Here is a 24,764-nt window from a genome sequence, read left to right on the forward strand (position 1 = left end):
ATCCGGGACGATGCTCTAGGATCAGAGGGCGACCCAGATGAGGCCGGTGAGCAGGATCGCCGCGGTGACGGCGAGGCCGAGCGCCTGCAGGCTGCCGATGGTGCAATGCCGGAATCCGTTCTCGATTTTGCCCTCCGCGTTCGCCGCCCTCGGGGGCGCCCAGCGGCCGGTCCCCCGAGGCCTGCGCACGGCCTGCACCGTCATCCCCGACATCGTTCGCGCGACCGTCGTCATCGTCGTCTCTCCGATTGAACGGAGGCCATGGTGACGAGGGCCGGGGTGACCGGCCTTGATCCAGCGCAAGGCGAGGGGCGCCCCGATGTCCGTGGCTCCGGATCGGCCCCGGCGGGCAATCCGAGGCTGGCCAAGGATCACCCGCCGGGGCGATCGCTCCGGTTCAGGCGGGCGCCGCGAGTCACGATCGACCCGTCCCCGACCGGCCGTCCCTGCCGCCGATCCAGGACGCGTGGATCGAGAGGTCCGGCCTCAGCGCGACGAGGTCGGCCGCGAAACCCGGGGCGATCCGGCCGAGGCGGCCGTCGAGGCCGAGGAAGCGGGCCGGCGTCAGCGAGGCCATCGTCAGCGCCTCCGCCAGGGTGGCGCCGCCGCGCCCGCTCATGTGGCGCACCGCCTCGGCCATGGTGATCGCCGCGCCCGCGAGCGTCCCGTCCGCGCCGGTCAGCCGGTCGCCCTCGCGGCGGATGCGGCGGCCGAACAGGGTGAAGGTCTCGCGCGCTTCGGGATCGCCCACGGGGGACATCGCGTCGGAGACCAGCATCAGGCGCCCGCACCCCTTGAGGCGCAGCGCCAGCCGGAGCTGGAGGTCGCCGACATGATGGCCGTCGGCGATGATGCCGGCGAAGCTGTCCGCCTCGGCGAGGGCGACGCCCACGGCGCCGGGTTCGCGCGGGCCGATCTGCGACATGGCGTTGAACAGATGGGTGAAGCCGGTGAGCCCCTCCGCAAACGCCCGCCGGATCGCCGTGCCGTCGTCGGCGGTGTGGCCGGCGCAGACGCGAGCACCGCGGGCCACGAGATCGGCCACCGCGCCGGGCGGCACCTCTTCGGGGGCGAGCGTCACCAGGGTGATCCCGCGGTCGCCGAGGCCCGTGAGCAGGGCCGCGTCGCCCTCGCCGAAGGTGGCGAGGCGGGTGGGATCGTGGATGCCGATCCGCTTGGGGCTGAGGAACGGCCCTTCGAGATGGATGCCGAGAAGGCCCGGCACGCCCGCCGCCATCGCTTCCGCGACGCCCGCGATGGCGCGGGCGATGGCGGGGCGCGTGTCGGTGATGAGCGTCGCCAGGAGGCCGGTGGTGCCGCCGGACCGGTGCGCGGCGGCGATGCGCCGGAGGCCCTCCACGCTGCAATCGTCGTTGAGCAGCACCCCGCCGCCGCCATTGACCTGAACGTCGATGAAGCCCGGCGCCAGGATCCCGTCCGGGGGCAGGCGCGTCACGGAGACGCCCGGCGGCGGCTCTTCGGTGATGTCGGCGATGCGGCCGCCTCGCAGCAGCACGGCGCGATCGCGCAAAAAGACCTCGCCGTCGAAGACGCGCGAGGCGGCGATGGCATGGTCCGGCGGTGCCGTCACAGGGTCTCCGTGACCTTGGTCAGCCCCGCGGGCGCGTCCGGGTCGAGGCCGCGGCGGCGGGATTCCGCCTCGATGGCGCGGTAGGCCGGCACCAGCATGGCGATGGGGTCGCAGGCCGGATGCCCGTCGCCGAGCCAGGGCAGCGTGCCCGCCGGTCCGCCGCAGGCCTGCACCCGCACGCCGTCGCGGCGGAGGTCGCGTACGAGCCCGTCGATGCCGTCGGCCACCGCATCGGCCTGCCGCAGGGCGAGCACGGGCGTGCCTGCCGAGACGGAGGCCCGCGGCCCGTGGCGCAGCTCGGCCGCGGAATAGCCGAGCGCGGGCAGCCGAAGGGTCTCGGCGAGCTTCAGGGCGATCTCGCGCACGGTGCCGAGCCCGTGCCCGCGCCCCGTCACGAAGGCGGCGGGGGCGCCGTCGAGGTCGGCGCCCCAGGCCGACCAATCGAGGGCAAGTGCTTGCGTGAGACGTCCGGGCAGGGCTGCGAGCCCGTCCGCGAGATCCCGGTCGCCCGCCCAGGCGGCCACCAGCGCGGCGCCCGCGATCATCGAGTTCGTCACCGTCTTGGTCGCGGCGACCGCCCGCTCGGGGCCGGCGAGGATGGGCAGGACGAGGTCGCTCGCCTTCGCGGCGGGCGAGTCGGGATCGTTGACGAGCGCCAGCGTCAGCGCGCCGCCCGCGCGGGCGGCTTGCGTCGCCGCCACGAGATCGGGCGAGCGGCCGGATTGCGAGACGACGACGAACAACGCGCCCGCGACCCGCGGCGAACGGTCGTAACCGGTCACGACGGAGGGCGCCGAGGCCGAGACCGGCAGGCCGAGCCGCGTCTCGATCAGGTAGCGCAGGGCCACGCCGGCATGGCCCGAACTGCCCCGCCCGCACAGAACCACGAACGGAATGTCTTTTGGATTCAGGGCCTCGGCGATGCGCGCCGCCTCGCCCGCAGCGAGCAGCCGTTCGGCGGCCTGCGGGATCTCCGCAATCTCGCGCGCCATGCTGGTGGGCGTCGCAGTCATCGTCCGTCCCCTTCCGTGAGCGCCCGGCGCAGGTTGCCGTCGTGGCGCGCGAGACGCCGCTCGGCCTCCTCGCGGCTCGCCCCCGTGGCGATCAGCACGCCGAGCTTCACGTCGCCCCCCGCCTCCGCCGCGGCCCGCTCGGCGGTGCTCGCGTCGCAGGCGGCGAGTTCGGCCACCATGGCGATGCCGCGGGCGCGCAGCTTCCGGTTGGTCGGGCGCATCGCCACCATGCGCCCGCGATAGACCCGGCCGAGGCGGATCATCAGCAGCGTCGAGAACAGGTTGAGGATCACCTTCTGCGCCGTGCCGGCCTTCAGCCGGGTCGAGCCCGCCAGCACCTCGGCCCCGGTGGCCGCGAGGATGCCGTGCTCGGCGGTCTCCAGGATCGGCGTGCCGGGATTGTTGGCGATGCCGACCGTGACCGCCCCGCGGGCGCGGGATTCGCGCAAGGCGGCCAGGGTGTAGGGCGTGGTCCCGCTGGCGGCCAAGCCCACCACCACGTCGCCGGGGCCGATCCCGTTGCGCGTCACCCAGGCGGCGCCCTCCGCCCCCGAATCCTCGGCATCCTCCACGGCTTGCAGCAAGGCGCCCTCGCCGCCGGCGATGGCGAAGGCCAGCCGCTCGCCCGGCCAGTCGAAGGTCGGCGGCAACTCGGCCCCGTCCTGCACGCCGATGCGCGCCGAGGTGCCCGCCCCGACATAGGAGAGCCGCCCGCCGGCCCTCAACCCCGCTTCCGCGGCCAGGGCCGCCGCCTGGATCGCGGGGAGCGCCGGACCCACCGCCGCGACGGCGGCGAGCTGGCCCTCCCACAGGGCCTGAAGGATGTCGCCGCCGCCCCAGGCGTCGAGGTCGGCATAGCGGGCGCTGGCGTCCTCGGTCCTCATTCGCCCGTCATCTCCGGCCGTCCGTCCCTCTCGTCGCAACAAGTCGCGGCGGCGCATCGCGATCCCGCTAGGCCCCGATATGGTGCGATGCGGGGAAGGCGCGAGGGGCGTCGCAGGGATCGGTTCGCCCCGCGCGGCGTTCGGTTCGCGGCAGCCGGCGGGGAGGGAGCGTGGATCAGGGGGCAGTCGCAGGAGGGGGCGCCGTCCTCGCGCCGGAGCGCGGAGTCGGCCGGGTCCGCCTCCTGACCTACAACATCCGCCATTGCCGCGGGACCGACGGCCGGGTCGCGCCGGAGCGCATCGCCGCGGTCATCGCCGCGACCGGGGCCGACATCGTCGCGCTCCAAGAGGTCGATGTCGGGCGCGCCCGCACCGACGGTCTCGATCAGGCCGACGAGCTCGCCCGGCTTCTCGGCATGACGCCGCATTTCCACCCGGCCTTGCACATCGAAGAGGAACGCTACGGCGACGCGATCCTCACCCGCCTGCCCTCGCGGCTGCGGCGCGCCGGCCCCCTGCCCGGCCTCGTCCGGCGGCCGAAATTGGAGCCCCGCGGTGCGCTCTGGGCCGAGATCGAGATCGGCGCCGCACGGCTTCAGGTGCTCAATACCCATCTCGGCCTGCTCGGCGCGGAGCGCATCGCGCAAGCCGAGGCGCTGCTGGGCCCCGACTGGCTCGCCGACCCCGCCTGCCGCGCCCCGACCGTGCTCGTCGGCGACTTCAACGCCACCGGCTGGACGCGCGCCTATCGCCGCCTCGCCCGCCACCTCACCGATGCGCACCGCGTCGCCGCGCGGATCGAGGGCCGCGCGAGCTTCCCGAGCCGCTTTCCCCTGCTGCGCCTCGACCGCGTCTTCGTCGGCGCGGGCGTGACGGTCGAGCGCCTCGCGGTCGTGGACGGCCCTCTGCCCCGCCGTGCCTCCGACCATCTGCCGGTGCTCGCCGACATCCGGTTGTCGAAGAGCTAAGTCGCGGAGATTCCAAAGGGATCATCCCTTTGGCGGGGCACCGGGGCAGAGCCCCGGTTTCCCCTCCAAACCAGGGCTTTGCCCTGGACCCACGAAAGGACTCGTCCTTTCGAAACCCGGATTCTTGCCGGTGCGCTATAATCGGCAGGACGGTCCGGACGGGACCAGCAGCGAAGACGGCGATCCGACGATGACCAAGACGATCGGCAACCTGACCGCGTTCGGCCTGATGGCCGCCGCCACCCTCGGGGGCGGGCCCGCCGCCGCCGAGCCCCCCAAGATCGCGGTCGTCGCCACCGGCGGCACCATCGCGATGAAGCTCGATCCGCAGACCCACGCGCCGGTCCCCGCGCTCTCGGGCGAGGACCTCGTCTCGGCGGTGCCGAAGCTGAAGGACATCGCCACGATCCAGGTGACAGAGTTCAGCAATGTGCCGAGCGACTATATGGGGCCGGACCGCTGGCCCGCGCTCGCCCGCCGGATCGATGCGATCCTGGCCGATCCGGACATCCGCGGCGCCATCGTCCTACACGGCACCGACACCCTCGACCAGACCGCCTATTTCCTCGACCTGACGCTGACGAGCCAAAAACCCGTCGTGCTGGTGGGCGCGCAGCGCAACGCCTCGGACGCCGACGCCGACGGCCCGCGCAACCTCCTCAACGCCGCCCGGCAGATCTTGGCGGACGGCGCCGCCGAGATGGGCGTGACGGTGACGCTCAACCACCGCATCAACGCCGCGCGCGAGGTGCGCAAGACCCACACGAGCAACGTCGAGACTTTCGATTCGGGGGACGCCGGCATCCTCGGCTACGTCGACGAGGACCGTGTCGTGTTCAGCCGCAAGTCCCTGCGCCGCCAGACGCTGCCGCTGCCGGAGCGGATGCCGCGGGTCGATCTCGTCGCCATGTATGCCGGCGCCGACGGCTCCCAGGTGCGCCACGCCGCCGAGAGCGGCGCCGAGGCCATCGTGGTCGAGGCCTATGGCTGGGGCAACGTCAACGCCGAGATGCACGACGCCATCGCCGAGGTCATCGCCGAGGGCGTGCCGGTGATCGTGGCCACCAAGGTCCATGACGGGCGCGCGCTGCCAGTCTACGGCTTCAAGGGCGGCGGCAACACCCTGCGCAAGGCCGGCGCCGTGTTCGCGGGCGACCTGACCCCGGACAAGGCCCGCATCCTGACCTTGATCGCCCTGCCGGGCACGAAGGACCGCGCGGCGTTGCAGGCGCTGTTCGACCGGTAACCACGGATCGATACGGCTCAGCATCGATCCAGGCGGTTCGCGCGTTGAGGGCCATGCTTGCGCGCGACGACATCACCACGGCAACCGAACGGGCGGTGGAATCCGTCGGCGCGATCGAGGCCGCGGATGTCCGTGCCGGGGTCGCGCTCGCCGGGGCCAAGGACCACCCGGCGATGCCCACGGTCATCGCCGCGGGCGAGGTCGGGAGCTGGGAGGCGCTGCTGGCGATGTCCGTCGGCACGTTGGCCTGGGGGCTCGTCACCCGCGACCGGGCGCTCGCCGAGACCGGGGGGCGGATGCTCGCCGCGGGCATGCTGGCGAGCCTCGTCAAGACCAGCCTGAAGCGCACGCTCCACCGCACGAGGCCCAACGTCCTGATGGATACCGGCCGCTACGTGCGCGGGCCGATGGGGCCGAACGACGGCCCGTGGCAATCCTTCCCCTCGGGCCATGCCGCCCTCAGCACCGCGGTCGCCCGCGCCGTGGCCCGCTCCCGGCCGGAACTGGCGGGGGCGGCCTACGCGACCGCCGCGGGCGTCATCGCGGTGCAGCTCGTGCGCGGCGCCCATTTCCCCGTCGATGTCGCGGTGGGCGCGGCGATCGGCGTGGCCGCCGAGGCGGTGACGGACCGGGCGATCACGGAATGGCAGACGCGGGAGGCGTGAGGGGGCTCATGCCAAATCCGGTTGATCCCTTCGGGATGGCGGATTTGGGCTTCGCTCAAGGGCCGCGCGGGCTTGCCGATACGGTCCCCGCTCGAAACCGTATCAGCCCTTCTCGAACGGGTTCTTGGTCGTGCGCAGCGACAGCCGGATCGGCGTGCCGGGCAGGTCGAAAGCCTCGCGGATGCCGTTGACGAGGTAGCGGGTATAGGATTTCGGCAGGGCGTCGAGCTGGTTGCCGAACAGGGCGAAGTGCGGCGGGCGGCTCTTCACCTGGGTGCCGTAGCGGATCTTGATGCGCCGGCCCGACACCGCGGGCGGCGGGTTGCGCTGGAGCGCGTCGGTGAGCCACGCATTGATCCGCGCGGTCGAGACGCGGCGGCTCCACACCTCGGAGGCATCGACCACCGCCTGCATCAACTTGTCGATGCCCTCGCCGCCCAGCCCCGACAGCGACACCACCGAGACGCCGCGCACCTGCGGCAGCAGGCGGGTGCAGTCCTCGCGCAGCGTCTTGAGCAAGCCGGGCTGGTCGGCCACGAGGTCCCACTTGTTGAGGCCGATCACGAGGGAGCGGCCCTCGCTCTCGACGAGATCGACGATGGTAAGATCCTGCTTCTCGAAGGGAATCGTCGCGTCGAGGAGCACCACCACCACCTCGGCGAAGCGCACGGCGCGCAACCCGTCCGAGACCGCGAGCTTTTCGAGCTTGTCGTCGATGCGGGCGCGCCGCCGCATGCCGGCGGTGTCGTGCAGCTTGATCTTGCGGCCGCGCCACTCCCAGTCGAGGGAGATCGAATCGCGGGTGATGCCGGCCTCGGGGCCAACGAGCAGCCGATCCTCGCCGATCATCCGGTTGATCAGCGTCGACTTGCCGGCGTTGGGGCGGCCGACGATGGCCACGCGCAGGCCCTTGCCGCCCTCGCCGTCGTCCTCCTCGTCCTCGTCGGGCTCGGGCAGCACGTCGCGCAGGGCATCCTGCAGCGAGCCGAGGCCCTCGCCGTGCTCGGCGGAGAACGGGATCGGATCGCCTAAGCCCAGCGAGAACGCCTCGTAGGCGCCGGCCATGCCGGCCCCGCCCTCGGCCTTGTTGGCGATGAGGATGACCGGAATGCCGGCCCGGCGCACCAGTTCGGCGAAGGGCCGGTCGGCGGGCAGCACGCCGGCGCGGGCGTCGATGACGAACAGCACCGCGTCGGATTCGAGGATCGCGGCCTCGGTCTGGGCGCGCATGCGGCCGAGCAGCGAGTCGGCGTCCGCCTCCTCGAGCCCGGCGGTGTCGATGATGCGGAAGGCGACGTCGCCGATCGAGCCGTCGCCCTCGCGCCGGTCGCGGGTCACGCCGGGGCGGTCATCGACGAGCGCGAGCTTGCGCCCGACGAGCCGGTTGAACAGGGTCGATTTGCCGACGTTCGGGCGTCCGACGATCGCGACGGTCGGCAGGTCCATGATCTTTAGTCTCTCGGCGCGGCCGGAACGGGCCCGCGCGGGTCATCGTGCAAGGATAGGACATCCCGGAGCGGGCGGATATCGCTCCGGATGCACCTCCGTCATCGCGAGGCGGCGGGTGTCAGCGGGTGATCGGCGGCGGGGGCGCGGCGTTCTCGGGCTTGGCCTCGGTGACCGTGACCGGGCCGCCCGCCACCAGGGCGGCGTAGATCTCGACGCGCTGGCGCAGGCCCTGAGGCGTGTCGTTGTCGCCCGCGATCTGGTCGAACCAGCGGCCGGCGCCCTCGATGTCGCCCTTGCGGAGCGCCGTCAGGCCCAGCATCTCGCGGGCGGTGTGGCGGAAGGTGCCGGTGGGCGTGGCGAGGCCCTGGAGCTGGGTGAGCGCGGCGTCGGCCTCCGCCCCGTCGAGGCGCAGCAGGGCGGCGCGGAGCCGAGCGAGATCGCGCAGGGCATCGCCCGCGTCCTTGTCGGCGGCGAGCGCGTCGTAGGCGGCGGCGCCGGCGGCGGCGTCGCGCTTGCCCGTCTCGGCGGCATTGCGGAAGCGGGCGAGCAGGGCGTAGCCCGCCGGGCCCTCGGCCTGGATCGCGGCGAAGTCGCGTTCGGCCTGCGCCGTGTTGCCGTCCTTGGCGAGGCGGCTGGCCTTGTCGAACCGCTCCGAGGTCGCCTCGGCCCGCACGAGTTGGGCATGGCGCCAGTAGTTCCAGCCGCCGACGCCGGCGACCAGCAGGATCGCGCTCGCGATGATCAGCGCGTTATAGCGCTTCCAGATCTTGATGAACTGGTCGCGGCGATAATCCTCGTCGACCTCGCGGATGAACTCGTTGTTCTCGGCCATTTCAATCCGTGCGTCCCTCGCGGGCCGCGCTCGCCTCGCCTGTCGTCGTCCGGCCCGCGCCTAGCACAGAGCCTCCGGTTTGGCGAAATTTTTTGGTTTTTTGCGGTGTCGCTGTCCGCACCCTCCCCGTCATTGCGAGGCGGGGGCCGAGGCGACCTGCTCGGAAATCGAGCGCCTACAACGCGGGCCTCACGCCTGCCCCGGCCAGGCCGCGACACCGATCAGCAGCGGGTGCAGGTACTTTCCGAACATGAACCACGCCACGAGGCCGACCACCACCGCGATGGCGTCGTTGCGCCAGCCGGCGGGCGCGGCCTGTCCGCCGTGCTGCGCGGCGACCTGCCCCGCCGTGAGCGCCCGGCGCTTGGCGCTGATGCGGGCGGCGACCGCCCAGGCCAGGAAGGACCCGAACAGCAGCATCGAGCCGAGATCGCCGTTGGCCAAGAGATGCGCGGTGGCCCAGATCTTCACGGCGAGCAGCATCGGGTGCTTCAGCCGGGTGCGGAGATGGCCGGGCAGGTAGGTGGCGGCCAGGCTGATGAAGGCGAACAGCGTCAGCAGCACCGCGAGATGGCGGGTGAAGGTGGGCGGCGACCAGACCGGGATCATCCCCTCCTGCCGGTACAGCCCGTAGCCGTAGGCCGTGAGCGCGAGGCCGAGCCCCGAGAGCAGGGCGTAGCCGAGCTTGTAGCGCGGCTCGCCCACGCGCCCGATCACCTCGGCGCGCTTCCCCCGCGCCATGGAGAAGGCGTGGGTGCCGAGGAACAGCACGAGGCCGAGGATCAGAACGAGCATGGGGCGGCCTGTGGACGGCGCCTGCGCCGGACGATCCGGACAAGCTTCCTGTAACGGTTCAAAACGCAATCCTGATGGGATGTCCAGGCTGCCCCGCCCTGCCCTCGCGGCGCTCGCGCTCCTGTGCGGCCTCGTGCCGCTTCGGAGCCATGCCGCCGAGCCGCCGCTCTCGGCCCTCACCGTGACGGGCCCCGAGCGCCTGATCTTCTCGGCGACCCGCGACGCCTGCGACGGGGCCGACGTGCCGGACGCCCCCGCCCGCGCGTTCCGCGATGCGACGGGCGGCATCGCGCTGTTCGGCCTGCACTACCGCAACCGGGCCCTGCGCGGGCCCGATTTCGACCGGCTCAAGATCGATTGCCGCGTCGTGCTCGATTCCGGGGGCAAGGGCGATCCGGCGCTCTACGACGACCGCTCGTGGATCACCGCCACCTGGACCGAGGACGGTGCCCGCGTCGCGGCCCTCGTCCATCACGAGTTCCAGGCCAACGAGCACGAGGGCCGCTGCCGCTCCAAGGTGTATATGGAGTGCTGGTACAACACGATCACGGCGGCGGAGTCCCGCGACGGCGGCGCGACCTTCGCGCGGACGCACCCGCCCGCGGTGGTGGCCGGGGCGCCGTTCCGGCAGGAGGAGGAGCAGGGCCGGCATCGCGGCTTCTTCAACCCCTCCAACATCGTCGGCGACGGGCGCTGGCGCCTTTTTCTGGCCTCGACCACCGGCTGGGACCGGCCCGGCAGCGACCAGCCCGCGGGCGTCTGCCTGTTCCGCTCGGACGACCCCGCCGACCCCACCCGCTGGCGCGCCTGGACCGGCACCGGCTTCACCGCGGCCTTCCCGGACCCCTATCGCAAGGCGGTGAAGCGGCCCGACACCTGCCGCCCGGTCGGGCCGTTTCCCGGCCCGGTCGGGGCGCTGGTGCGCCAGCGCGGCACGGGGGCGTGGATCGCGGTGTTCATGGCGGCCAAGGGCGGGGCGTTCGAGGGCGGCGCTTTCGCCGAATCCGGCTTCTACTGGACCGCCTCGCGCGATCTCCTGACCTGGGACGCGCCGCGCCTCTTGATGGCCGGCGCCACGCTCTACGACGATCCGTGCAAGGTGGGTGGCAAGGTGGAGAGCAAGGCCGGCGCGCGCCTCATCGCCTACCCGTCGCTCCTCGATCCGGAGGCCGCGGGCCGCAACTTCGACGATGTCGGCGAGCGGGCGCTCCTCACCTACGCGACGCTCAAGGTGGAGGGCTGCACGATCACCTCGGATCGCGACCTCGTGCGGCGCCCGGTGGCGATCAAGGTCTGGCCCTGAGGCACGTTCCGCCTACTTCGCAGTCGCGCTCGGAGCCCACGATGACCCGCCACTGCCTGCCCTGGACCGATCTGCCGGAGACGCGCGCGCCTTCCGGCGTGGGAAAGCGCAGCTTGGAAGGGAACGGCGCAAGCCTCGTGCGGGTGGCGATTCCGGCCGGGACCGAGGCGCCGCGCCACAGCCACGACCACGAGCAGTTCGTGCAGGTGATCGAGGGCTCGGGCATTCTGGAGACCGAGCAGGGGCGCGTGGCCTTCGCGGCCGGCAGCCTGTTCCATTTCCCGGCCGGCACGTGGCACGCGGCCTCGTTCGACACCGCGACGGTGCTGGTCGAGACCAACCTGCCGGGTTGAGGCGTCAGGCGATGCCGAGCGCCGTCTTCTCCTCCAGATAGGCCGCCCGCACGGCCTCCTTGCTGTAGGCCCGCTCCAACCGGCGCACGGTGAAGTGGGCCCGCGCCATGCCCTGGAAATGATCCATGAAAGCGGTGTTGACCGCAGCGCCTCCGAGCGCGCCGATCACCGGTACGGCCTGCGCGGCGACCTTCTGCGAGACCACGAGCCCGAAGCGCGAGGCGATCTGCGCGGTGAGGCGGACCAGGGGCGGGGCGCCCGCATCGAGCAGCGAGCGGTTCGCGGCGTAACGGGTCGCCTCCGCCATCGTCTTGGCCAGCGCCGCCCGCACGGCGAAGTAGCCGCTCTCGGTGAGCGCCGTCTCGGGTCCGTTGCGACCGCCGAGCGCGAAGACCTGAACGCAGGCCAGCGCCCCTTCCGGGTCGCTCAGATCCTCGCCCTCCTCGCGAGCGATCTCGGCGATGGAACGCAGCATGATCGTGGTCGAGAGCGGCAGCTCGATCGCCACGGTGGCCAGCCCGAAGGCGCCGCCCAGCGCCCCGGAGACGGCGGCGAGCGCCTTGTGGCGGGTCTCGCTGGAGCCCACGAGGCGGCCGAGCCGCGCGCCCGCGCCCTCCTCGATCCGCTCCACCGCCGAGCCCGACGGCTTCACTGCCTTGTCCGGCAGGGTGGCGAGCGCGATCCGGAGCGCCGTGCGCATCGCGGCTTCGGTCGAGCGGCCGACCGCCTCGGTGACGGGGGCCGGCAGCGCCCGGCCGATCAGGTCGAGCGGGGCGCCCGCCGCCGCCGACAGGCGCGCCGCGAGCCCCGGCCGCTCCAGCACGTCCACGGCGCGGCGGAGCGCGGCGCGGTCGGCCTCGGAGAGCGGCGGAAGGGTCGCGCCCTCGATCGGGATGGGAAGTGTCTGTCCGGTGACGGCAAGGTCGGTCACGTCTGCGCCCTCGCGGCTTTGGTCGGAAGATCGGGCTCCGCTTCGGGGGAAGCAAGACCGACGGGAGGAATCGGGTTCCCCGTCTCCGGCGCCGGTTCGGCGGTCCGTTCGGGCGCCGTCTGCTGCGGGATGCGACCGACCGCGAAGCAAAGGGCGACCACCGGGATGCCGACCGCCGCCGTCATCGCGAAGAAGGTCGGGAAGCCGTAGGCCGCGACGACGAAGCCGGAGGTGCCGGCCACCAGCTTGCCCGGCAGGGCGTAGAGCGAGGAGAACAGGGCATATTGCGTGGCGGCGAAGCCCGGCGTGGTCAGGCTCGACATGTAGGCGATCAGGGCGATGCCGGCGAAAGAGCCGCACAGGCTCTCGATCGAGACCGCGACGGCGAGGCGCCACTGCTCGGGCTCGCCCAGCGCGAGCCACGCCAGCGACAGGTGCGAGGCGGCGGCGATGAAAGCGCCGATGATCAGCGTCACGAACATGCCGAGGCGGGCGATCGACCAGCCGCCGAGGAAGCCGCCCGCGATCCCGACCCAGATCCCGAACAGCTTGACGATGGTGGCGATCTCCGCCTTGCCGTAGCCGAGCTTGATGTAGAGCGGGTTCGCCATCACGCCGGAGACGAAGTCCGGCATCCGGTAGAGCGCGACGAGGGCCAGCACCGCGAACAGGGCGTTGCCCATGCGGGCATGCAGGTCGGTCAGCGGCTCCAGCACGGCGCGGCGCATGGCGGCCGGCAGGTCGCGCCGGCCGGTCGCCGCCTCGCGCGGCCGGTCGTAGGGCGTGGCCAGCAGCGCCGCGACGAAGCCCACGCTCATCAGCGCGGCCATCGACAGGTAGGCGAGCGTCCAGCCGCCATAGGCCGCGACGTAGAGGGCGCCGGCCCCGGCCAGGATCAGACCGAACCGGTAACCGAGGTTCGAGGTCGCCGCCATGATGCCCTGCAGGTCGGTGCCCGCGGCCTCGATGCGCCAGCCGTCGATCACCACGTCCTGCGTGGCGGCGCAGAAGGCGACGAGGAAGGCGCCGACGCCGAGCAGGGCAAGCTGCTCCTTCGGGTCGGCAAAGGCCATCAGGACCAGCGCCAGGGCCGTGGCGATCTGGGTCGTCACCATCCAGGCGCGCTTGCGCCCGAGCCGCGGGGCCAGGAACGGCACGTCGACCCGGTCGATCGAGGGGGCCCAGAGGAACTTCAGCGAATAGGGAAGCGCGACGTAGCTGAACAGGCCGATCGTCTTGATGTCGATGCCCGAATCGGCGAGCCGCAAGGTGAAGGTGCCGAGCACGAGGAGCAGCGGCAGGCCCGACGAGAAGCCGAGCGCCAGCATCTGCGCCACGCGCCGGTCTTCGGTGAGATCCCGCAGGCGCAGCTTGCGCCGTTGCGTCGTCGAAGCCGTTGAATCCGCCGCCATGGCGTGACACTCCCTGCGGCCCCGCAGTGGGTGGCCGAGTTCGATGCATCCTGAACGCGGGCCGGCGCCTGCGCATTCGTTGAGACTCGGCACAAAACATGGCGACGTCACGCCCGCCAGCCCCTTCCGGGCCCGCAGCCCGGTCGCGGGCGCCACGCTTTCGCCGGCCGGCGCGTATTCCCGCCGCTCCTCGATGGCCATCGCGGCGGCCTCGGGGCCGCCGGCCACGGCCCGCTGCCCTGCCCCCCCTTGCGACCGGCGCCGGACTTTGGGACCCTGGCCTTCGAAACGCTTTTCCAACCCTTGCCGGCTTAAGGGTAAGGCAAGCTTGACGGAAGCGTGAAGTCCACTCCGGAACGGGAGCGACCGAACCCCGTTGGGGGGAACCGGTCGCCTGCGGGAGGCTTCGGAATTCGTTGGTTCGCCTGTCGCTTCGCGAAGCGGCAGGCTTCGCGTCGGCGTAGGAATGACGGGTTTTCCCACAGAGGCGACGGCGTTCCCGCCCGGTTTCACCGTCGACGTGTTCGCGGCGGCCTTCGAGGCGAGCCCGACCCCGATGGTCGTCACCGATCCGCGCCGGGACGACAACCCGATCGTCTGGGCCAACGGCGCCTTCCTGGGCCTGACGGGCTACGGGCGCGACGAACTCTACGGCCACAATTGCCGCCGGCTCCAGGGCCCGGCGACCGACCGGGCGACGCTGGCGGCCCTGCGCGAGGCGATTGCGCAAGGCCGCGCGTTCGAATGCGAATTGCTCAATTACCGCAAGGACGGCACGCCGTTCTGGAACGGGATGACGGTCAACCCGGTGCGGGATGCGGACGGCGCGATCCTCTACTTCTTCTCGGCCCAGGCCGACATGACCCACAAGCACCGCCTGGAAGCCGCCATGCGCGACACGAACGGCGCGCTGGAGCGGGAGGTGGGCGAGCGCACCGCCGACCTGCGCTTCGCCTTGGAGCAGAAGACCGCGCTGCTCCACGAGGTCGATCACCGGGTCAAGAACAACCTGCAGGTCATCTCCTCGCTGATGCTGCTGAAGGCGCGCCGCACGCCGCCGGGCGAGGCGCGCGACGCGCTCCAGGCGATGGCCGAGCGCATCGGTGCCCTCTCGACCGCCCACCGCATGCTCTACTCGGAAGGCGACGCCGCCCGCTTCGATGTCAGCGCCTTCGCCGACGACCTGATCGCGGACCTCGCCGCCGCGCACGAGGCGTGCGCCGCGCGGGTCGAGACCGAGGTGGAGCCGCTGGCCCTGCCCGCCGCCATGGCGGCGCCGCTCGCCCTGATGCTGCACGAACTCGCCGGCAACGCCTTCCGCCATGCCTTCCCCGGCGGGCGGGCCGGCCGGGTGCGGGTGAGCGCGCGGCGCGATGGCGCCGGAATGGAACTCGTCGTCGAGGATGACGGGATCGGCCTGTCGGCGGGCGTCCCCAACCCGACGGGTTTCGGGCGGATGCTGGTCGAGATGGTGGTGCGCCAGTTGCGCGGCACCATCGCGTGGTCGGAGGCCGCGCCCGGCACCCGCGCCGCGATCCGTGTGCCCCTTCCGGCGGAGGCCGCGCCGTGACCGGCCTTTCCGCGGGGCACCGCTTCGTGCCATGTCCTCCCGGAGGCGGAACGGTGCCGCGGCGACACGGGGAAGGAGAGGCGGGATGCCGGAGGTGAGGCCGGCATCGGGCGAGGCCCTGCGCATCCTCGTGGTCGAGGACGAGGTGCTGATCGCCCTCGAACTCGAATGCCTGCTGGAAGACCTCGGCCATGTCAGCGTCGGCGTCGCCTCGGCTTCCGCCGAGGCCATCGCGCTCGGGCGCAGCACGGCGCCGGACGTGGCGCTGGTCGATATCCACCTGATCGACGGCCCGACCGGCGTGGAGGTGGCCCGCGCGCTCAGCGCCGACCCGCGCACCACGGTCGTGTTCATGACGGCCAACGCCAAGCGCATCCCGCCGGATTTCGCCGGCGCCGTCGGGGTGATCGCCAAGCCCTATTCCGAGCGTACCGTGGCGAGCGCGCTGGACTACGTCGCCCGCTGCCGCTCGGGACACGGGCCGTCAGGGGAGACGCTCGACGGCTTCTGCCTCGCGCCGGGCGCCGCCGGGTAGGGCCGGAGACGGGTTGCGGCCGATACGGGCCGTCTCGGCCGGGCGGATCGCCTGGGCGAAGGTGAACAGCATCCCCGGATCGACCGCCCGCTTCACCTCGGAGAGCCGGGCGAGGTTTTCGCCGTAATAGGCGCCCTGCCAGTCGGCCAGCGACGGATCGGAGAAATTCTGGAAGGCGCCCACCGCCCCGGTTCGGCGGTTGACGTCGTCGTAGAAGCGCTGCTGCCAGTCGAGCGCCTGCGCGACCTGAAGCGTGGAATCGGTCGGGCTCCACCAATTGGCCTCGACGGTGAACAGCCAGTCGGCCCCGCGATGCACGTAAGCGGTGTCGGTCCGGCCGACGCGATCGATGGCGCCGCCGACCTGAAAGAACTTGAAGCACACCGGCATCGAGGTGGCGGGCATTTTCTCCGCCCAATCGAACATCGCCGCGATGGCCTCGTCGCCGATGGAAGCGGCGCGCATGTAGCTCGACTTCTCCTGATAGTAGTACGGGAACGTCGTCTCGGTCAGGAAGTCCTGGCCCTGCCAGTAGGGCACGTCCGCCTTGATCTGCGACCGGCCGGTGTCGACCATCTCCCAGGTGGACTTGAAGATGTCCTTGAGGGCGTGGGTCGAGCCGTGGAGCTGGCCGAGGATCGAGAGGGTGACCGGCCCCGGCGCGCAGCCCTCCGGCCGGCTCGGGATGGTGACGGCGATCTTGGAGCCGAAATCGTCGGGGGCGCTCGCCAGCTCGGTCAGCAGGAGCTTGAGGACCTTCGGCAGATCCTTGCTCCAGGTCAGGTCGAACACCGTCACGGCCCCGACCGGGCGGGTGTCGAGGGTGAAGGCGGTGTTGATGCCGAAATTCCCGCCGCCGCCGCCGCGGCAGGCCCAGAAGAGGTCGGATTCGGTGGTCGCGTCGGCCCGAACGCGGTGGCCGTCGGCGGTGACGAGTTCGGTCGCGCGCATGAGGTCGGCGCCGATTCCGAACTTGCGCATGTTGAAGCCGATGCCGCCGCCGAGCAGGAAGCCCGCCGCGCCGACGGTGTCGCAGCGGCCATGCGTGATGGTGCGGCCGAGCCGCTCCATCTGCTTGTAGGCGAGGAGGTTGAGGGTGCCGCCCTGGACCGTGACGAGGCTGTCGCTCCCGGCAACCGGCGCCACGCCCGCCATGCGGGACATGTCGATCAGCAGGCCGGGCGTGGTGGAGAAACCGGCGTAGTTGTGCCCGCCGGAGCGGACGGCGAAGGGCATGCCCTGCGCCGTTACCCAGCGAAGGCAGGCCTGGACATCCTGCGCGCCGACGCAGCGGGCGATGCCGGCCGGCAGGGTCGCGCCGTAGCGCAGGTTGTTCGGCCGGCAGGTATCGGCGAAGAACGGGTCCTCGGGCCGCAACACGCCGCCCTTCACCGCGCGGGCGAGATCGCGCCAGGCCGAGGGCGGCGGGCACCGCCCCGCCTCGAAGGCAAGGGCCGGGACCGGCATGAGTCGGGTCGCCGCGGCGAACCCGCCGAGGCCGGCGAGGAAATTCCGACGAGACGACCGAAGTTCGAGCGCCATGGCCCCTTGCATCCTGTGCTTGCCGGGATCAGCTTCGGCTGGAATCTCCTCACGGCTCGTTAAGTGTCTCTCACAAACTCCCCTTGCGCCGTCGCGCCCGGAGGGGACACCGGCCGTGAACCGGAATCTTGTGAGGCACTCCAAGATTTGCGGCTGGCCGTCTCGTCGCAGCGACAGCCCACGGTTCCTGTATCGGGGGCGGGGTGTTCCTGCCCGGTTCTTGCCACGGCGAACATTTCATTGACAGTTTTGTCGTCCCACGGCCAAGGTTCGATCATTGGCAAAAGCGTCGGCCGGACCTTGGAAATGATTCGTTATCTCTCTTGCGTTGCTTGCGTGTTTTTTGCTCTGGGAGGATCCGAGGTGCGCGCACAAAGCAACGCGCCGGTCGTATTGGGCGATTATTACGAGGATAAGGCCGTTGTCAGCGTTTCCGGGGTGTCCCAGGTCGTCTTCAAATTCGCCGCGATTCCATCCGGCAAATTCCTGACCGTCACCGATGTCGGATGCATGTTCAATCAGACGACGGCCTATGTGCGGCTCCACTTGGCCCTGGGATCGAAATACGGGGCAACGGACAATGCCCGCTTCCACCCGCTGCGGGTCGAGATGCAGGCCCTGATTCCGGACATCCCGAACGCCCCGCCGTCCGGATCGAACTTCAACCTCCCGGCAAACTTCAAGTTCGGATCGAGTTCGTTTCCGAGCCTCGTGTTCGCGCTCTACGAAAAGGGCGGCGTGGCGGGGACGTGCTTCATCCGGGGCAAGCTGTCGACGACCTGATGGCCCTCAGCCCCGCCCCCGTTCCGCCTTCAGCCGGTACAGGGCGTCGAGCGCCTCGCGCGGGGTCAGGCTGTCGGGATCGATGCCGTCGAGGAGCGGCCCGAGCGTGTCCTCGGGCGTGACGACGGCCGGCTCCGGCGGAGGCGGGGCGATCTCGGTGAGGCTCGCGAACAGCGGCAGGTCGTCGATGCGGGCGCGGGAGGGGCGCTCGCGCTCGGACGATTCGAGGCCCTTGAGGATGGTGCCGGCCCGCGCCACCACGCTCGCCGGCAGGCCGGCGAGGCGGGCGACCTGCAGGCCGTAGGAACGCTCGGCCACGCCCGGCACCACCTCGTGCAGGAACACCACGTCGCCGCCGTGCTCGGCGACCTTGAGAGTGGCGTTGTCGAGGCGCGGCAGGCGTTTGCTGAGCGCGGTCAACTCGTGGAAATGCGTGGCGAACAGGGCCCGGCAGCCGTTCTTCTCGTGCAGGTGCTCCAGGCAGGCCCAGGCGATGGAGAGCCCGTCGAAGGTCGCGGTGCCGCGGCCGATCTCGTCGAGGACGACGAGGGAGCGGCGCGTCGCTTGGTTCAGGATCGCGGCGGTCTCGACCATCTCGACCATGAAGGTCGACTGCCCCCGCGCGAGGTCGTCCGCCGCCCCGACGCGGGAGAACAGCCGATCGACCACGCCGAGATGGGCGGATCTCGCCGGCACGAAGGCGCCCATCTGCGCGAGCACGATCACCAGCGCGTTCTGGCGCAGGAAGGTCGACTTGCCGCCCATGTTCGGGCCGGTGACGAGGCGGATGCGCCCGGCCTCCTCGCCCGAGAGGTCGCAGGCATTGGCGATGAAGGCCTCGCCGGCCTTGCGGAGCGCCGCCTCGACCACCGGATGGCGCCCGCCTTCAATCGCGAAGGCGAGGCTGTCGTCGAGGCGCGGCCGCGTCCAGTCGAGTTCGACCGCGAGTTCGGCGTGGCTGGCCGCCACGTCCAGCGCCGAGAGCGCGTCGGCGATGTCCGCGATGGTGTCCGCCTGGGCCATCACGCGCTGGCTCAAGCCGTCGAACACTTCGGATTCGAGCGCCAGCACCCGGTCGGAGGCGCCCGCGATCTTCGATTCCAGCTCGCCGAGTTCCACGCTGGTGAAGCGCATGGCATCGACCATGGTCTGGCGATGCACGAACTCCTTCATCAGGCCCTTGAGGCAGGCCTCGCCCACCGCCTGCGGCACCTCGATGTAATATCCGAGCACGTTGTTGTGCTTGATCCGGAGCGTCCGGCAGCCGGTGGCCTCGGCGTAGCGCGCCTGGAGCGCGGCGATGACCTTTCGCGAGTCCTGGCCGAGCAGGCGGGCCTCGTCGATCTCGGCGTGGTAGCCGGCGCGCACGAAGCCGCCGTCGCGGCGGTTGAGCGGCAGGTCGTCGGCGAGCGCGCTCCCAAGTTCCGCGGCCAGTTCCCGATCGGCGGCGTCGAGGCGGCGCACGAGGCGGGCGATGCCCTCGGGCAACGCGGCCCCGCCGAGGCCCTCGGCGATGGCGAGTGCGGCATCCAACCCACCGCGGAGGGCGGCGAGGTCGCGCGGGCCGGCGCGGCCGAGGCCGAGCCGCGACAGGGCGCGGGCGAGATCGGGGGCGGCCTTGAGCGCGTCGCGGAGGTGGGCGCGCAATGAGCCGTCCGCGACGAGGAAGGCCACGGCGTCGTGCCGCCGCGCAATCTTCTTCAGGTCCGTCAGCGGACCGGCGAGGTGCTCGGCGAGCAGCCGCGCCCCGCCCGCCGAGACGGTGCGGTCGATGGCCTCCAACAGGCTGCCCTTGCGCTCGCCCGAGAGCGTGCGGGTGAGCTCGAGGTTGGCCCGCGTGGCCGCGTCGATGGCGAGCGTCGCCCCGGAGGCCTCGCGGGAGGGGGCCGAGAGTGGCACCTTCGCCCCGAACTGGGTGCGCTCGATGTAGAGGAGCGCCGCGCCCGCCGCCGCGATCTCGGCGCGGGAGAAGCTGCCGAACCCGTCGAGGGTCTTGACGCCGAACTGCTCGCGGATGCGCCGCTCGGCCGAGGCCGGCTCCAGTTCGGCCGCCGCCAGCGGCACCACCGCGGCCGACGTGTCGCGCCACAGCCGCGCCAGCGCCGGGTCGGCGTGGATCGCCTCCGACAGTACGATCTCCCGCGGTTCGTGCCGGGCGATGGCGGCGGGGAGTTCCGGGCCGTCCACTTCGCTGAGCGAGAAGCGCCCGGTCGAGATGTCGATGGCGGCCAGCCCATAGGCCTCGCGCGAATCCGAGACCTTGCGGCGGCCGATGGCGAGCAGGAGGTTGGCGCGGGCCGGATCGAGCAGGCGATCCTCGGTCAGCGTGCCCGGCGTGACGAGGCGGGTCACCTCGCGCCGCACCACCGATTTCGGGCCGCGCTTCTTGGCCTCCGCCGGGTCCTCGGTCTGCTGGCAGACCGCGACGCGGTGGCCCAGCGCGATCAGGCGGTGGAGGTAGTCGTCGGCCCGTTCCACCGGCACGCCGCACATCGGGATGTCGGCGCCGCCATGCTTGCCGCGCTTGGTCAGCACGATACCGAGCGCACGCGAGGCGATCTCGGCGTCCTCGAAGAACAGCTCGTAGAAGTCGCCCATCCGGTAGAACAGCAGGCAGTCCGGATTGGCGGCCTTGATCTCGATGTACTGCGCCATCATCGGCGTGGCGCCGGGGATGTCCAACGGGGATGAGACGGGCGAGGAGGTCACCGAATCCGCCGGGCTCGCGCGACGTTCGAGGGCTTTAGGACGAGAGGAACTGGAACGCATGGGGAGGAGGCTAGCAGCCCCGCCCCGAAGCGGCACCGGAGACGGACAGCGAACATCGTGGACAAGTGTGCGCTCTCCCCAGGCCGTGCAAGCGGATGGTGCCGAGCACGAAAAAGCCCGCCGGGCTTCGAGCCGGGCGGGCTATCTTGTTCTCGATTGCCAGGATCGTCGTGGATGGAGACGACGATCCCTACAAGCCGATCAGTAGCGCGGGCCGTTCGTGGTGTTGCCGAGCTGCTGCTGGTAGCCGGGACGCTCCGGGTTGCGGGCGTTCGGGTTGCCGTGGCGGTGGGTGTTGTAGCGGCGGGCGCGGCGATAGGCCTTGGTGGTGCCGTGGTGGTGGTGCCAGCCGTGATGGCGGTGATGGTGGCGACCGCCATGCATCACGGTCTCGACCGTGTCGCCGGCGACGACACCGGGAGCCGGCATGGCCGGGGCGGCCGAGGCCGAGCCGGCGCCGAGGCCGCAGAGCAGCACGCCGGCCGCGAGGGTGAGGGCAATCCGCATGGGTCTCTCGTCCGTCCGTCGTTAGGTCCGTGCACGCTCGGCACGTCGAGCCCTCAAGTCGGCGTGAGCGCGGCCGTTCCGGTTCTGTGGCCGGAATCCAGTAACAAATGTTTGATCGTCGCAAGCGAGCTCGGCGGGATTGCCGGCGGACCTTGAGCGTGAAGGTTCAATGGGTTGCGCGGAAACCCGATCCGGGTCACCTCCCCGCCGATGCCGAACGACCCCGCCCCGCTCCCGATCGAGGCCGCCCTCCCCGCGCTCCGCGCGGCGCTCGAGCAGCGGAACGCCGCGGTGCTCGTCGCCCCGCCCGGCGCGGGCAAGACCACGCGGGTGCCGCTGGCTCTGCTCGATCAAACCTGGCTCGGCACCCAAAAGATCATCCTGCTGGAGCCGCGTCGGCTGGCCGCCCGCGGTGCGGCCGAGCGCATGGCCGAGACGTTGGGCGAGCGCGTCGGCGACACGGTGGGCCTGCGGGTGCGGCTCGGCTCCAAGGTCTCGGCGCGTACCCGCATCGAGGTCGTCACCGAGGGCGTGTTCACCCGCATGATCCTCGACGACCCGGAACTGACCGGCATCGGCGCCGTGCTGTTCGACGAGTTCCACGAGCGCTCGCTGGACGCCGATCTCGGCCTCGGCTTCGCCCTCGACGCGCAGGGCGCTCTCCGCGAGGATCTGCGCATCCTCGCCATGTCGGCGACCCTCGACGGGGCCCGCGTCGCCGGGTTGTTGGGGGATGCGCCGGTCGTCGAATCCGAGGGCCGCGCCTTTCCCGTCGAGACGCGCCATCTCGACCGTTCCCCGAACGAACGCATCGAGGAGGCCATGGCCGGGGCCATCCTGCGGGCGCTGCGGGCCGATCCGGGCTCACTGCTCGCCTTCCTGCCCGGACAGGCCGAGATCCGCCGCACCGCCGAGCGGCTGGAAGGCCGCCTGCCCGAGGATACGGACCTCGCGCCCCTCTACGGCGCGCTCACCCAGGGCGAGCAGGACCGGGCGGTCGCCCCGGCTCCGCCCGGTCGGCGCAAGGTGGTGCTGGCGACCGCCATCGCCGAGACCTCGCTGACGATTCAAGGCGTGCGCATCGTCGTCGATTCCGGGCTTGCCCGCGTGCCGCTCTACGAGCCCGGCAACGGCATGACCCGCCTCGTCACGGCGCGCGCCTCCCGCGCCTCGGTCGATCAGCGCCGGGGCCGCGCCGGGCGCACGGAGCCGGGCGTGTGCTGGCGGCTCTGGCCCGAGGCGGCGACCGCCGCGCTCGAACCCTTTGCCCGGCCGGAAATCCTGTCGGCCGACCTCGCCGGCCTCGTGCTCGATTGCGCCGCCTGGGGTGTGTCCGACCCGACCGCCCTGCCCTTCCTCGACCCGCCCCCCGCCCCGGCGCTGACGGAAGCGCGCGCGATGCTCGCCGATCTCGGCGCGCTCGACGCCGACGGGCGCCTGACCGCCACGGGCCGGACCCTGCGCGCCCTGCCGCTGCCGCCGCGCCTCGCCCGGATGGTCGCCCGCGCCGCGGAAGCCGGTCATGCCCGTACGGCCGCAGAACTGGCCGCCGTGCTGGTGGAGCGGGGGCTGGGCGGCGATTCCGTCGATCTCGCCGACCGCCTCGACCGCTTTTCCCGCGACCGCGGCGGGCGCGCCGCCGACATGCGCCGCCTCGCCGAGGGCTGGGCGCGGCAGGCCGAGCGCGCCGCCGGCTCCCGCCCGGAGGAGCCCGATCCAGCTTGGGCCGAGCCCGGCGCGCTGCTGGCGCTCGCCTATCCCGACCGGGTCGCCCGCGCGCGAGGCCGCGAGGGTGCGGTGCTGATGGCGAACGGCCGGGCCGGGCTCCTCGACCCCGCGAGCGCGCTCGCCCGCGAATCCTTCGTCGTGGTGGCCGACCTCACCGGGACGGCGGCCAATGCCCGCATCCTCGCCGCCGCGGCCATTTCCCCGCAGACCATCGACGCGCTGTTTTCCGACCGGATCGAGACGGTCCGGAGCGTCTCCTTCGACGGGCAGGCGCGGGCCTTGCGGGCGCGCGAAATCCGCCGCCTCGGCGCGGTCAGCCTCGATGAGCGCACGCTGCCCGTCCCGGCCGACGAGGAGGCGGCCAAGGTGCTGGCCCGCGGGATCGCTGGGCTCGGCATCGAGCGTCTGCCCTGGACCCCGGCGCTGACGCAATGGCGCGCCCGCGTGCGCTTCCTCCATGGGGCGGAAGGGAGCGAGTGGCCCGACCTGTCGGACGAAGCGCTGACGGCTTCGGTCGAGGAGTGGCTCGCCCCGGGCATCGTCGGGCGCAATTCCCTCGCTTCGATCACCGCCGACGACCTCGGCCAGGCGCTGCAAGCGCTGTTGCCCTGGCCGCTGCGTGCCCGGCTGGAGCAGGAGGCGCCGAGCCATGTCGAGGTGCCGACCGGCTCGCGCATCCCGGTCGATTACGAATCCGGCCCCGAGCCGGTGCTGGCGGTGCGGGTGCAGGAGCTGTTCGGCCTCGACCGGCATCCGACGCTGGGCGGCGGGCGGGTGCCGCTGGTCCTGCACCTGCTCTCGCCGGCCCATCGGCCGATCCAGATCACCCGCGACCTGCCGGGCTTCTGGCGCGGCTCATGGAGCGCGGTGCGCTCCGAGATGCGCGGGCGCTATCCCCGCCATCCCTGGCCGGAGGACCCGCTCGCCGAGGCGCCGACCCGGCGGGCGAAGCCGCGCGGCACGTGACGGACCTGCCCGCGCGAGGATACGACGAGAGCAACAGGGAGGACGTGTGGTGATGAGGATGCGCGCGGCGTTGTGTCTGGCCCCGCTGCTGTGGTCGGTGGCGGCCTCGGCACAGGACAAGCCCCTGGTCATCCCGCAGGCCGAGGGCGAAAAGCACGGCAAGATTTTTGGCCGGGCGCTGGCCTGCGGCGTCGCCCGCGAGCGGGTCGATGCCGCCATCGCCGCCGGTCGCGCCCGGATGCAGGCGGCGGTCGGCCGCGCGCTGACCGACGAGCGCTACCTGCTCTCCCTCGACGACGCCCTGAGGCTGGAGACGAGCCTTCCGGCGCCCTCGCCCGCGGCCTGCGAAAAGGGGATCGCGGCCTTCGAGCGATTGGAGAAGACGGCGCCGTAAGGCACGGCGGCGTCTCCCTTTTTGCGTCGCGCTCAGGCGAACCGCCCACCCTTCTGGATCACCTCGATCTTGTAGCCGTCCGGGTCGGTGGCGAAGAAGAAGGTCGCGAGCGGCGTGTCGCCGTGCTTGAGCGTCTTGAGGTCGGTGGCCGGAAAGCCTTCGCGCTGGAAGCGGGCATGCTCGGCCTCGGCATCGTCCACCACGAAGGCGATATGGCCGTAGCCGTCGCCGAGATTGTAGGGCTCTGAGCGGTCCTTGTTGACCGTCAGCTCCAGCTCGAACGGCGAGGCGGGGTCGCGCAGGTAGAGCAGGGTGAAGTCCGGGAAGTCGAACCGGTCGGCGGGCTCCAGGCCGAAAGCGCGGGCGTAGTAGTCGCGCGAGCGGGCCTCGTCGCGGACGCGGATCATGCTGTGGACGGGCTTGGCCATCGGGGCTCTCTGTTGGACGTCGATGGGCGGCCAGATGGCGCAGCCGCCGTCGGGGGAAAGGGGATTAACCGTTCGTCAACCATAGGCGGCGCTTGCTCCC

Annotated in this window: 23 protein-coding genes; 10 read left to right on the forward strand and 13 right to left on the reverse strand. The window is 71.9% G+C overall.

Features of this window, described 5'->3' with window-relative positions; genetic code table 11:
• Positions 1–21: 21 nt before the first annotated feature.
• The 4 genes from BM140_RS11525 to BM140_RS11540 form a co-directional block, all read right to left on the reverse strand.
• Positions 22–234, reverse strand: a complete 213-nt coding sequence (locus BM140_RS11525) for a hypothetical protein (RefSeq protein WP_091945845.1) — start codon at positions 232–234, stop codon at positions 22–24.
• 181 nt (positions 235–415) lie between these two features.
• Entirely contained in the window at positions 416–1,591 is a 1,176-nt protein-coding gene (nagA, locus tag BM140_RS11530; RefSeq protein ID WP_091945848.1) for an N-acetylglucosamine-6-phosphate deacetylase, read from the reverse strand.
• On the reverse strand, positions 1,588–2,604 hold the full coding sequence (locus BM140_RS11535; protein WP_091945851.1) for an SIS domain-containing protein: 1,017 nt from the start codon (positions 2,602–2,604) through the stop codon (positions 1,588–1,590). Before BM140_RS11535 ends, nagA begins: the two co-directional genes overlap by 4 nt.
• Positions 2,601–3,488, reverse strand: coding sequence for an N-acetylmuramic acid 6-phosphate etherase (locus BM140_RS11540; RefSeq protein ID WP_091945856.1), 888 nt, complete (start codon positions 3,486–3,488; stop codon positions 2,601–2,603). The genes BM140_RS11535 and BM140_RS11540 overlap by 4 nt, the downstream gene beginning before the upstream one ends.
• Before the next feature lie 170 nt (positions 3,489–3,658).
• On the opposite strand from BM140_RS11540, the gene BM140_RS11545 reads away from it, so the two are divergent.
• The 3 genes from BM140_RS11545 to BM140_RS11555 all read left to right on the forward strand — a co-directional run bounded on the left by BM140_RS11545 (position 3,659) and on the right by BM140_RS11555 (position 6,367).
• Complete coding sequence (locus tag BM140_RS11545) at positions 3,659–4,456, forward strand: endonuclease/exonuclease/phosphatase family protein (protein WP_165616439.1); 798 nt, start codon at positions 3,659–3,661, stop codon at positions 4,454–4,456.
• A gap of 190 nt (positions 4,457–4,646) precedes the next feature.
• Positions 4,647–5,702 (forward strand): asparaginase, encoded by a 1,056-nt coding sequence (locus BM140_RS11550; RefSeq protein WP_091946157.1) that lies wholly within the window; start codon positions 4,647–4,649, stop codon positions 5,700–5,702.
• 53 nt (positions 5,703–5,755) lie between these two features.
• Complete coding sequence (locus BM140_RS11555; RefSeq protein WP_091945861.1) at positions 5,756–6,367, forward strand: phosphatase PAP2 family protein; 612 nt, start codon at positions 5,756–5,758, stop codon at positions 6,365–6,367.
• Positions 6,368–6,469: 102 nt separating this feature from the next.
• Here the strand turns inward: BM140_RS11555 and der are convergent, their stop codons facing one another.
• From der to BM140_RS11570, 3 genes are all read right to left on the reverse strand, one after another.
• A complete protein-coding gene (der, locus tag BM140_RS11560) occupies positions 6,470–7,813 on the reverse strand; it encodes a ribosome biogenesis GTPase Der (protein WP_091945864.1) in 1,344 nt (447 codons plus the stop codon).
• A gap of 121 nt (positions 7,814–7,934) precedes the next feature.
• Complete coding sequence (locus BM140_RS11565) at positions 7,935–8,648, reverse strand: tetratricopeptide repeat protein (protein WP_091945866.1); 714 nt, start codon at positions 8,646–8,648, stop codon at positions 7,935–7,937.
• Between the two features lie 189 nt (positions 8,649–8,837).
• The gene (locus tag BM140_RS11570; RefSeq protein WP_091945869.1) at positions 8,838–9,443 is read right to left on the reverse strand and encodes an NnrU family protein; all 606 of its coding nucleotides are present in this window, start codon (positions 9,441–9,443) and stop codon (positions 8,838–8,840) included.
• Positions 9,444–9,522: 79 nt separating this feature from the next.
• Here BM140_RS11570 and BM140_RS11575 point away from each other — a divergent pair, with 79 nt between their 5' ends.
• Entirely contained in the window at positions 9,523–10,746 is a 1,224-nt protein-coding gene (locus BM140_RS11575) for a hypothetical protein (protein WP_091945872.1), read from the forward strand.
• Between the two features lie 41 nt (positions 10,747–10,787).
• Positions 10,788–11,099 (forward strand): cupin domain-containing protein, encoded by a 312-nt coding sequence (locus tag BM140_RS11580; protein WP_091945875.1) that lies wholly within the window; start codon positions 10,788–10,790, stop codon positions 11,097–11,099.
• 4 nt (positions 11,100–11,103) lie between these two features.
• On the opposite strand, the gene BM140_RS11585 is transcribed toward BM140_RS11580, so the two are convergent.
• Together BM140_RS11585 and BM140_RS11590 are read right to left on the reverse strand one after the other, a co-directional pair.
• Positions 11,104–12,030: an EcsC family protein gene (locus BM140_RS11585; RefSeq protein WP_091945878.1), complete on the reverse strand. Its 927-nt coding sequence runs from the start codon at positions 12,028–12,030 to the stop codon at positions 11,104–11,106.
• Positions 12,027–13,442, reverse strand: coding sequence for an AmpG family muropeptide MFS transporter (locus BM140_RS11590; protein ID WP_091945881.1), 1,416 nt, complete (start codon positions 13,440–13,442; stop codon positions 12,027–12,029). The genes BM140_RS11585 and BM140_RS11590 overlap by 4 nt, the downstream gene beginning before the upstream one ends.
• Positions 13,443–13,908: 466 nt before the next feature.
• On the opposite strand from BM140_RS11590, the gene BM140_RS11595 reads away from it, so the two are divergent.
• Positions 13,909–15,012: a PAS domain-containing protein gene (locus tag BM140_RS11595; protein ID WP_091945882.1), complete on the forward strand. Its 1,104-nt coding sequence runs from the start codon at positions 13,909–13,911 to the stop codon at positions 15,010–15,012.
• A gap of 85 nt (positions 15,013–15,097) precedes the next feature.
• Positions 15,098–15,547, forward strand: a complete 450-nt coding sequence (locus BM140_RS11600; RefSeq protein WP_091945885.1) for a response regulator — start codon at positions 15,098–15,100, stop codon at positions 15,545–15,547.
• On the opposite strand, the gene BM140_RS11605 is transcribed toward BM140_RS11600, so the two are convergent.
• Positions 15,497–17,014 (reverse strand): FAD-binding oxidoreductase, encoded by a 1,518-nt coding sequence (locus tag BM140_RS11605; protein WP_207549453.1) that lies wholly within the window; start codon positions 17,012–17,014, stop codon positions 15,497–15,499. The two genes, BM140_RS11600 and BM140_RS11605, sit on opposite strands and share 51 nt — an antisense overlap.
• Positions 17,015–17,395: 381 nt before the next feature.
• Between BM140_RS11605 and BM140_RS11610 the strand changes: the two genes are divergently transcribed.
• The gene (locus BM140_RS11610) at positions 17,396–17,872 is read left to right on the forward strand and encodes a hypothetical protein (RefSeq protein ID WP_131803799.1); all 477 of its coding nucleotides are present in this window, start codon (positions 17,396–17,398) and stop codon (positions 17,870–17,872) included.
• A 6-nt stretch (positions 17,873–17,878) separates the two neighbouring features.
• Here the strand turns inward: BM140_RS11610 and mutS are convergent, their stop codons facing one another.
• Both mutS and BM140_RS11620 read right to left on the reverse strand, forming a co-directional pair.
• On the reverse strand, positions 17,879–20,530 hold the full coding sequence (gene mutS / locus BM140_RS11615; RefSeq protein WP_244535402.1) for a DNA mismatch repair protein MutS: 2,652 nt from the start codon (positions 20,528–20,530) through the stop codon (positions 17,879–17,881).
• 312 nt (positions 20,531–20,842) lie between these two features.
• Positions 20,843–21,148, reverse strand: coding sequence for a hypothetical protein (locus BM140_RS11620; protein WP_091945893.1), 306 nt, complete (start codon positions 21,146–21,148; stop codon positions 20,843–20,845).
• Positions 21,149–21,358: 210 nt separating this feature from the next.
• On the opposite strand from BM140_RS11620, the gene hrpB reads away from it, so the two are divergent.
• Together hrpB and BM140_RS11630 are read left to right on the forward strand one after the other, a co-directional pair.
• The gene (gene hrpB / locus BM140_RS11625; protein ID WP_091945895.1) at positions 21,359–23,842 is read left to right on the forward strand and encodes an ATP-dependent helicase HrpB; all 2,484 of its coding nucleotides are present in this window, start codon (positions 21,359–21,361) and stop codon (positions 23,840–23,842) included.
• Between the two features lie 52 nt (positions 23,843–23,894).
• On the forward strand, positions 23,895–24,236 hold the full coding sequence (locus BM140_RS11630) for a hypothetical protein (protein ID WP_244535395.1): 342 nt from the start codon (positions 23,895–23,897) through the stop codon (positions 24,234–24,236).
• A 32-nt stretch (positions 24,237–24,268) separates the two neighbouring features.
• On the opposite strand, the gene BM140_RS11635 is transcribed toward BM140_RS11630, so the two are convergent.
• The gene (locus BM140_RS11635; RefSeq protein ID WP_091945897.1) at positions 24,269–24,664 is read right to left on the reverse strand and encodes a VOC family protein; all 396 of its coding nucleotides are present in this window, start codon (positions 24,662–24,664) and stop codon (positions 24,269–24,271) included.
• Between the last annotated feature and the right edge of the window lie 100 nt (positions 24,665–24,764).

The organism is Methylorubrum salsuginis, assembly GCF_900114375.1.
In the GTDB taxonomy this organism is placed as follows: Bacteria; Pseudomonadota; Alphaproteobacteria; order Rhizobiales; family Beijerinckiaceae; genus Methylobacterium; species Methylobacterium salsuginis.

What these genes read in the sequence shown, in the direction of transcription:
- BM140_RS11525 (WP_091945845.1), bottom strand. Translation starts at nt 234, where the DNA reads ATGACGACGGTCGCGCGAACGATGTCGGGGATGACGGTGCAGGCCGTG.
- BM140_RS11535 (WP_091945851.1), bottom strand. Translation starts at nt 2,604, where the DNA reads ATGACTGCGACGCCCACCAGCATGGCGCGCGAGATTGCGGAGATCCCG.
- BM140_RS11540 (WP_091945856.1), bottom strand. Translation starts at nt 3,488, where the DNA reads ATGAGGACCGAGGACGCCAGCGCCCGCTATGCCGACCTCGACGCCTGG.
- BM140_RS11550 (WP_091946157.1), top strand. Translation starts at nt 4,647, where the DNA reads ATGACCAAGACGATCGGCAACCTGACCGCGTTCGGCCTGATGGCCGCC.
- BM140_RS11555 (WP_091945861.1), top strand. Translation starts at nt 5,756, where the DNA reads ATGCTTGCGCGCGACGACATCACCACGGCAACCGAACGGGCGGTGGAA.
- der (WP_091945864.1), bottom strand. Translation starts at nt 7,813, where the DNA reads ATGGACCTGCCGACCGTCGCGATCGTCGGACGCCCGAACGTCGGCAAA.
- BM140_RS11565 (WP_091945866.1), bottom strand. Translation starts at nt 8,648, where the DNA reads ATGGCCGAGAACAACGAGTTCATCCGCGAGGTCGACGAGGATTATCGC.
- BM140_RS11570 (WP_091945869.1), bottom strand. Translation starts at nt 9,443, where the DNA reads ATGCTCGTTCTGATCCTCGGCCTCGTGCTGTTCCTCGGCACCCACGCC.
- BM140_RS11575 (WP_091945872.1), top strand. Translation starts at nt 9,523, where the DNA reads ATGTCCAGGCTGCCCCGCCCTGCCCTCGCGGCGCTCGCGCTCCTGTGC.
- BM140_RS11580 (WP_091945875.1), top strand. Translation starts at nt 10,788, where the DNA reads ATGACCCGCCACTGCCTGCCCTGGACCGATCTGCCGGAGACGCGCGCG.
- BM140_RS11590 (WP_091945881.1), bottom strand. Translation starts at nt 13,442, where the DNA reads ATGGCGGCGGATTCAACGGCTTCGACGACGCAACGGCGCAAGCTGCGC.
- BM140_RS11595 (WP_091945882.1), top strand. Translation starts at nt 13,909, where the DNA reads ATGACGGGTTTTCCCACAGAGGCGACGGCGTTCCCGCCCGGTTTCACC.
- BM140_RS11600 (WP_091945885.1), top strand. Translation starts at nt 15,098, where the DNA reads ATGCCGGAGGTGAGGCCGGCATCGGGCGAGGCCCTGCGCATCCTCGTG.
- BM140_RS11605 (WP_207549453.1), bottom strand. Translation starts at nt 17,014, where the DNA reads ATGCCGGTCCCGGCCCTTGCCTTCGAGGCGGGGCGGTGCCCGCCGCCC.
- BM140_RS11610 (WP_131803799.1), top strand. Translation starts at nt 17,396, where the DNA reads ATGATTCGTTATCTCTCTTGCGTTGCTTGCGTGTTTTTTGCTCTGGGA.
- mutS (WP_244535402.1), bottom strand. Translation starts at nt 20,530, where the DNA reads ATGATGGCGCAGTACATCGAGATCAAGGCCGCCAATCCGGACTGCCTG.
- BM140_RS11620 (WP_091945893.1), bottom strand. Translation starts at nt 21,148, where the DNA reads ATGCGGATTGCCCTCACCCTCGCGGCCGGCGTGCTGCTCTGCGGCCTC.
- hrpB (WP_091945895.1), top strand. Translation starts at nt 21,359, where the DNA reads ATGCCGAACGACCCCGCCCCGCTCCCGATCGAGGCCGCCCTCCCCGCG.
- BM140_RS11630 (WP_244535395.1), top strand. Translation starts at nt 23,895, where the DNA reads ATGAGGATGCGCGCGGCGTTGTGTCTGGCCCCGCTGCTGTGGTCGGTG.
- BM140_RS11635 (WP_091945897.1), bottom strand. Translation starts at nt 24,664, where the DNA reads ATGGCCAAGCCCGTCCACAGCATGATCCGCGTCCGCGACGAGGCCCGC.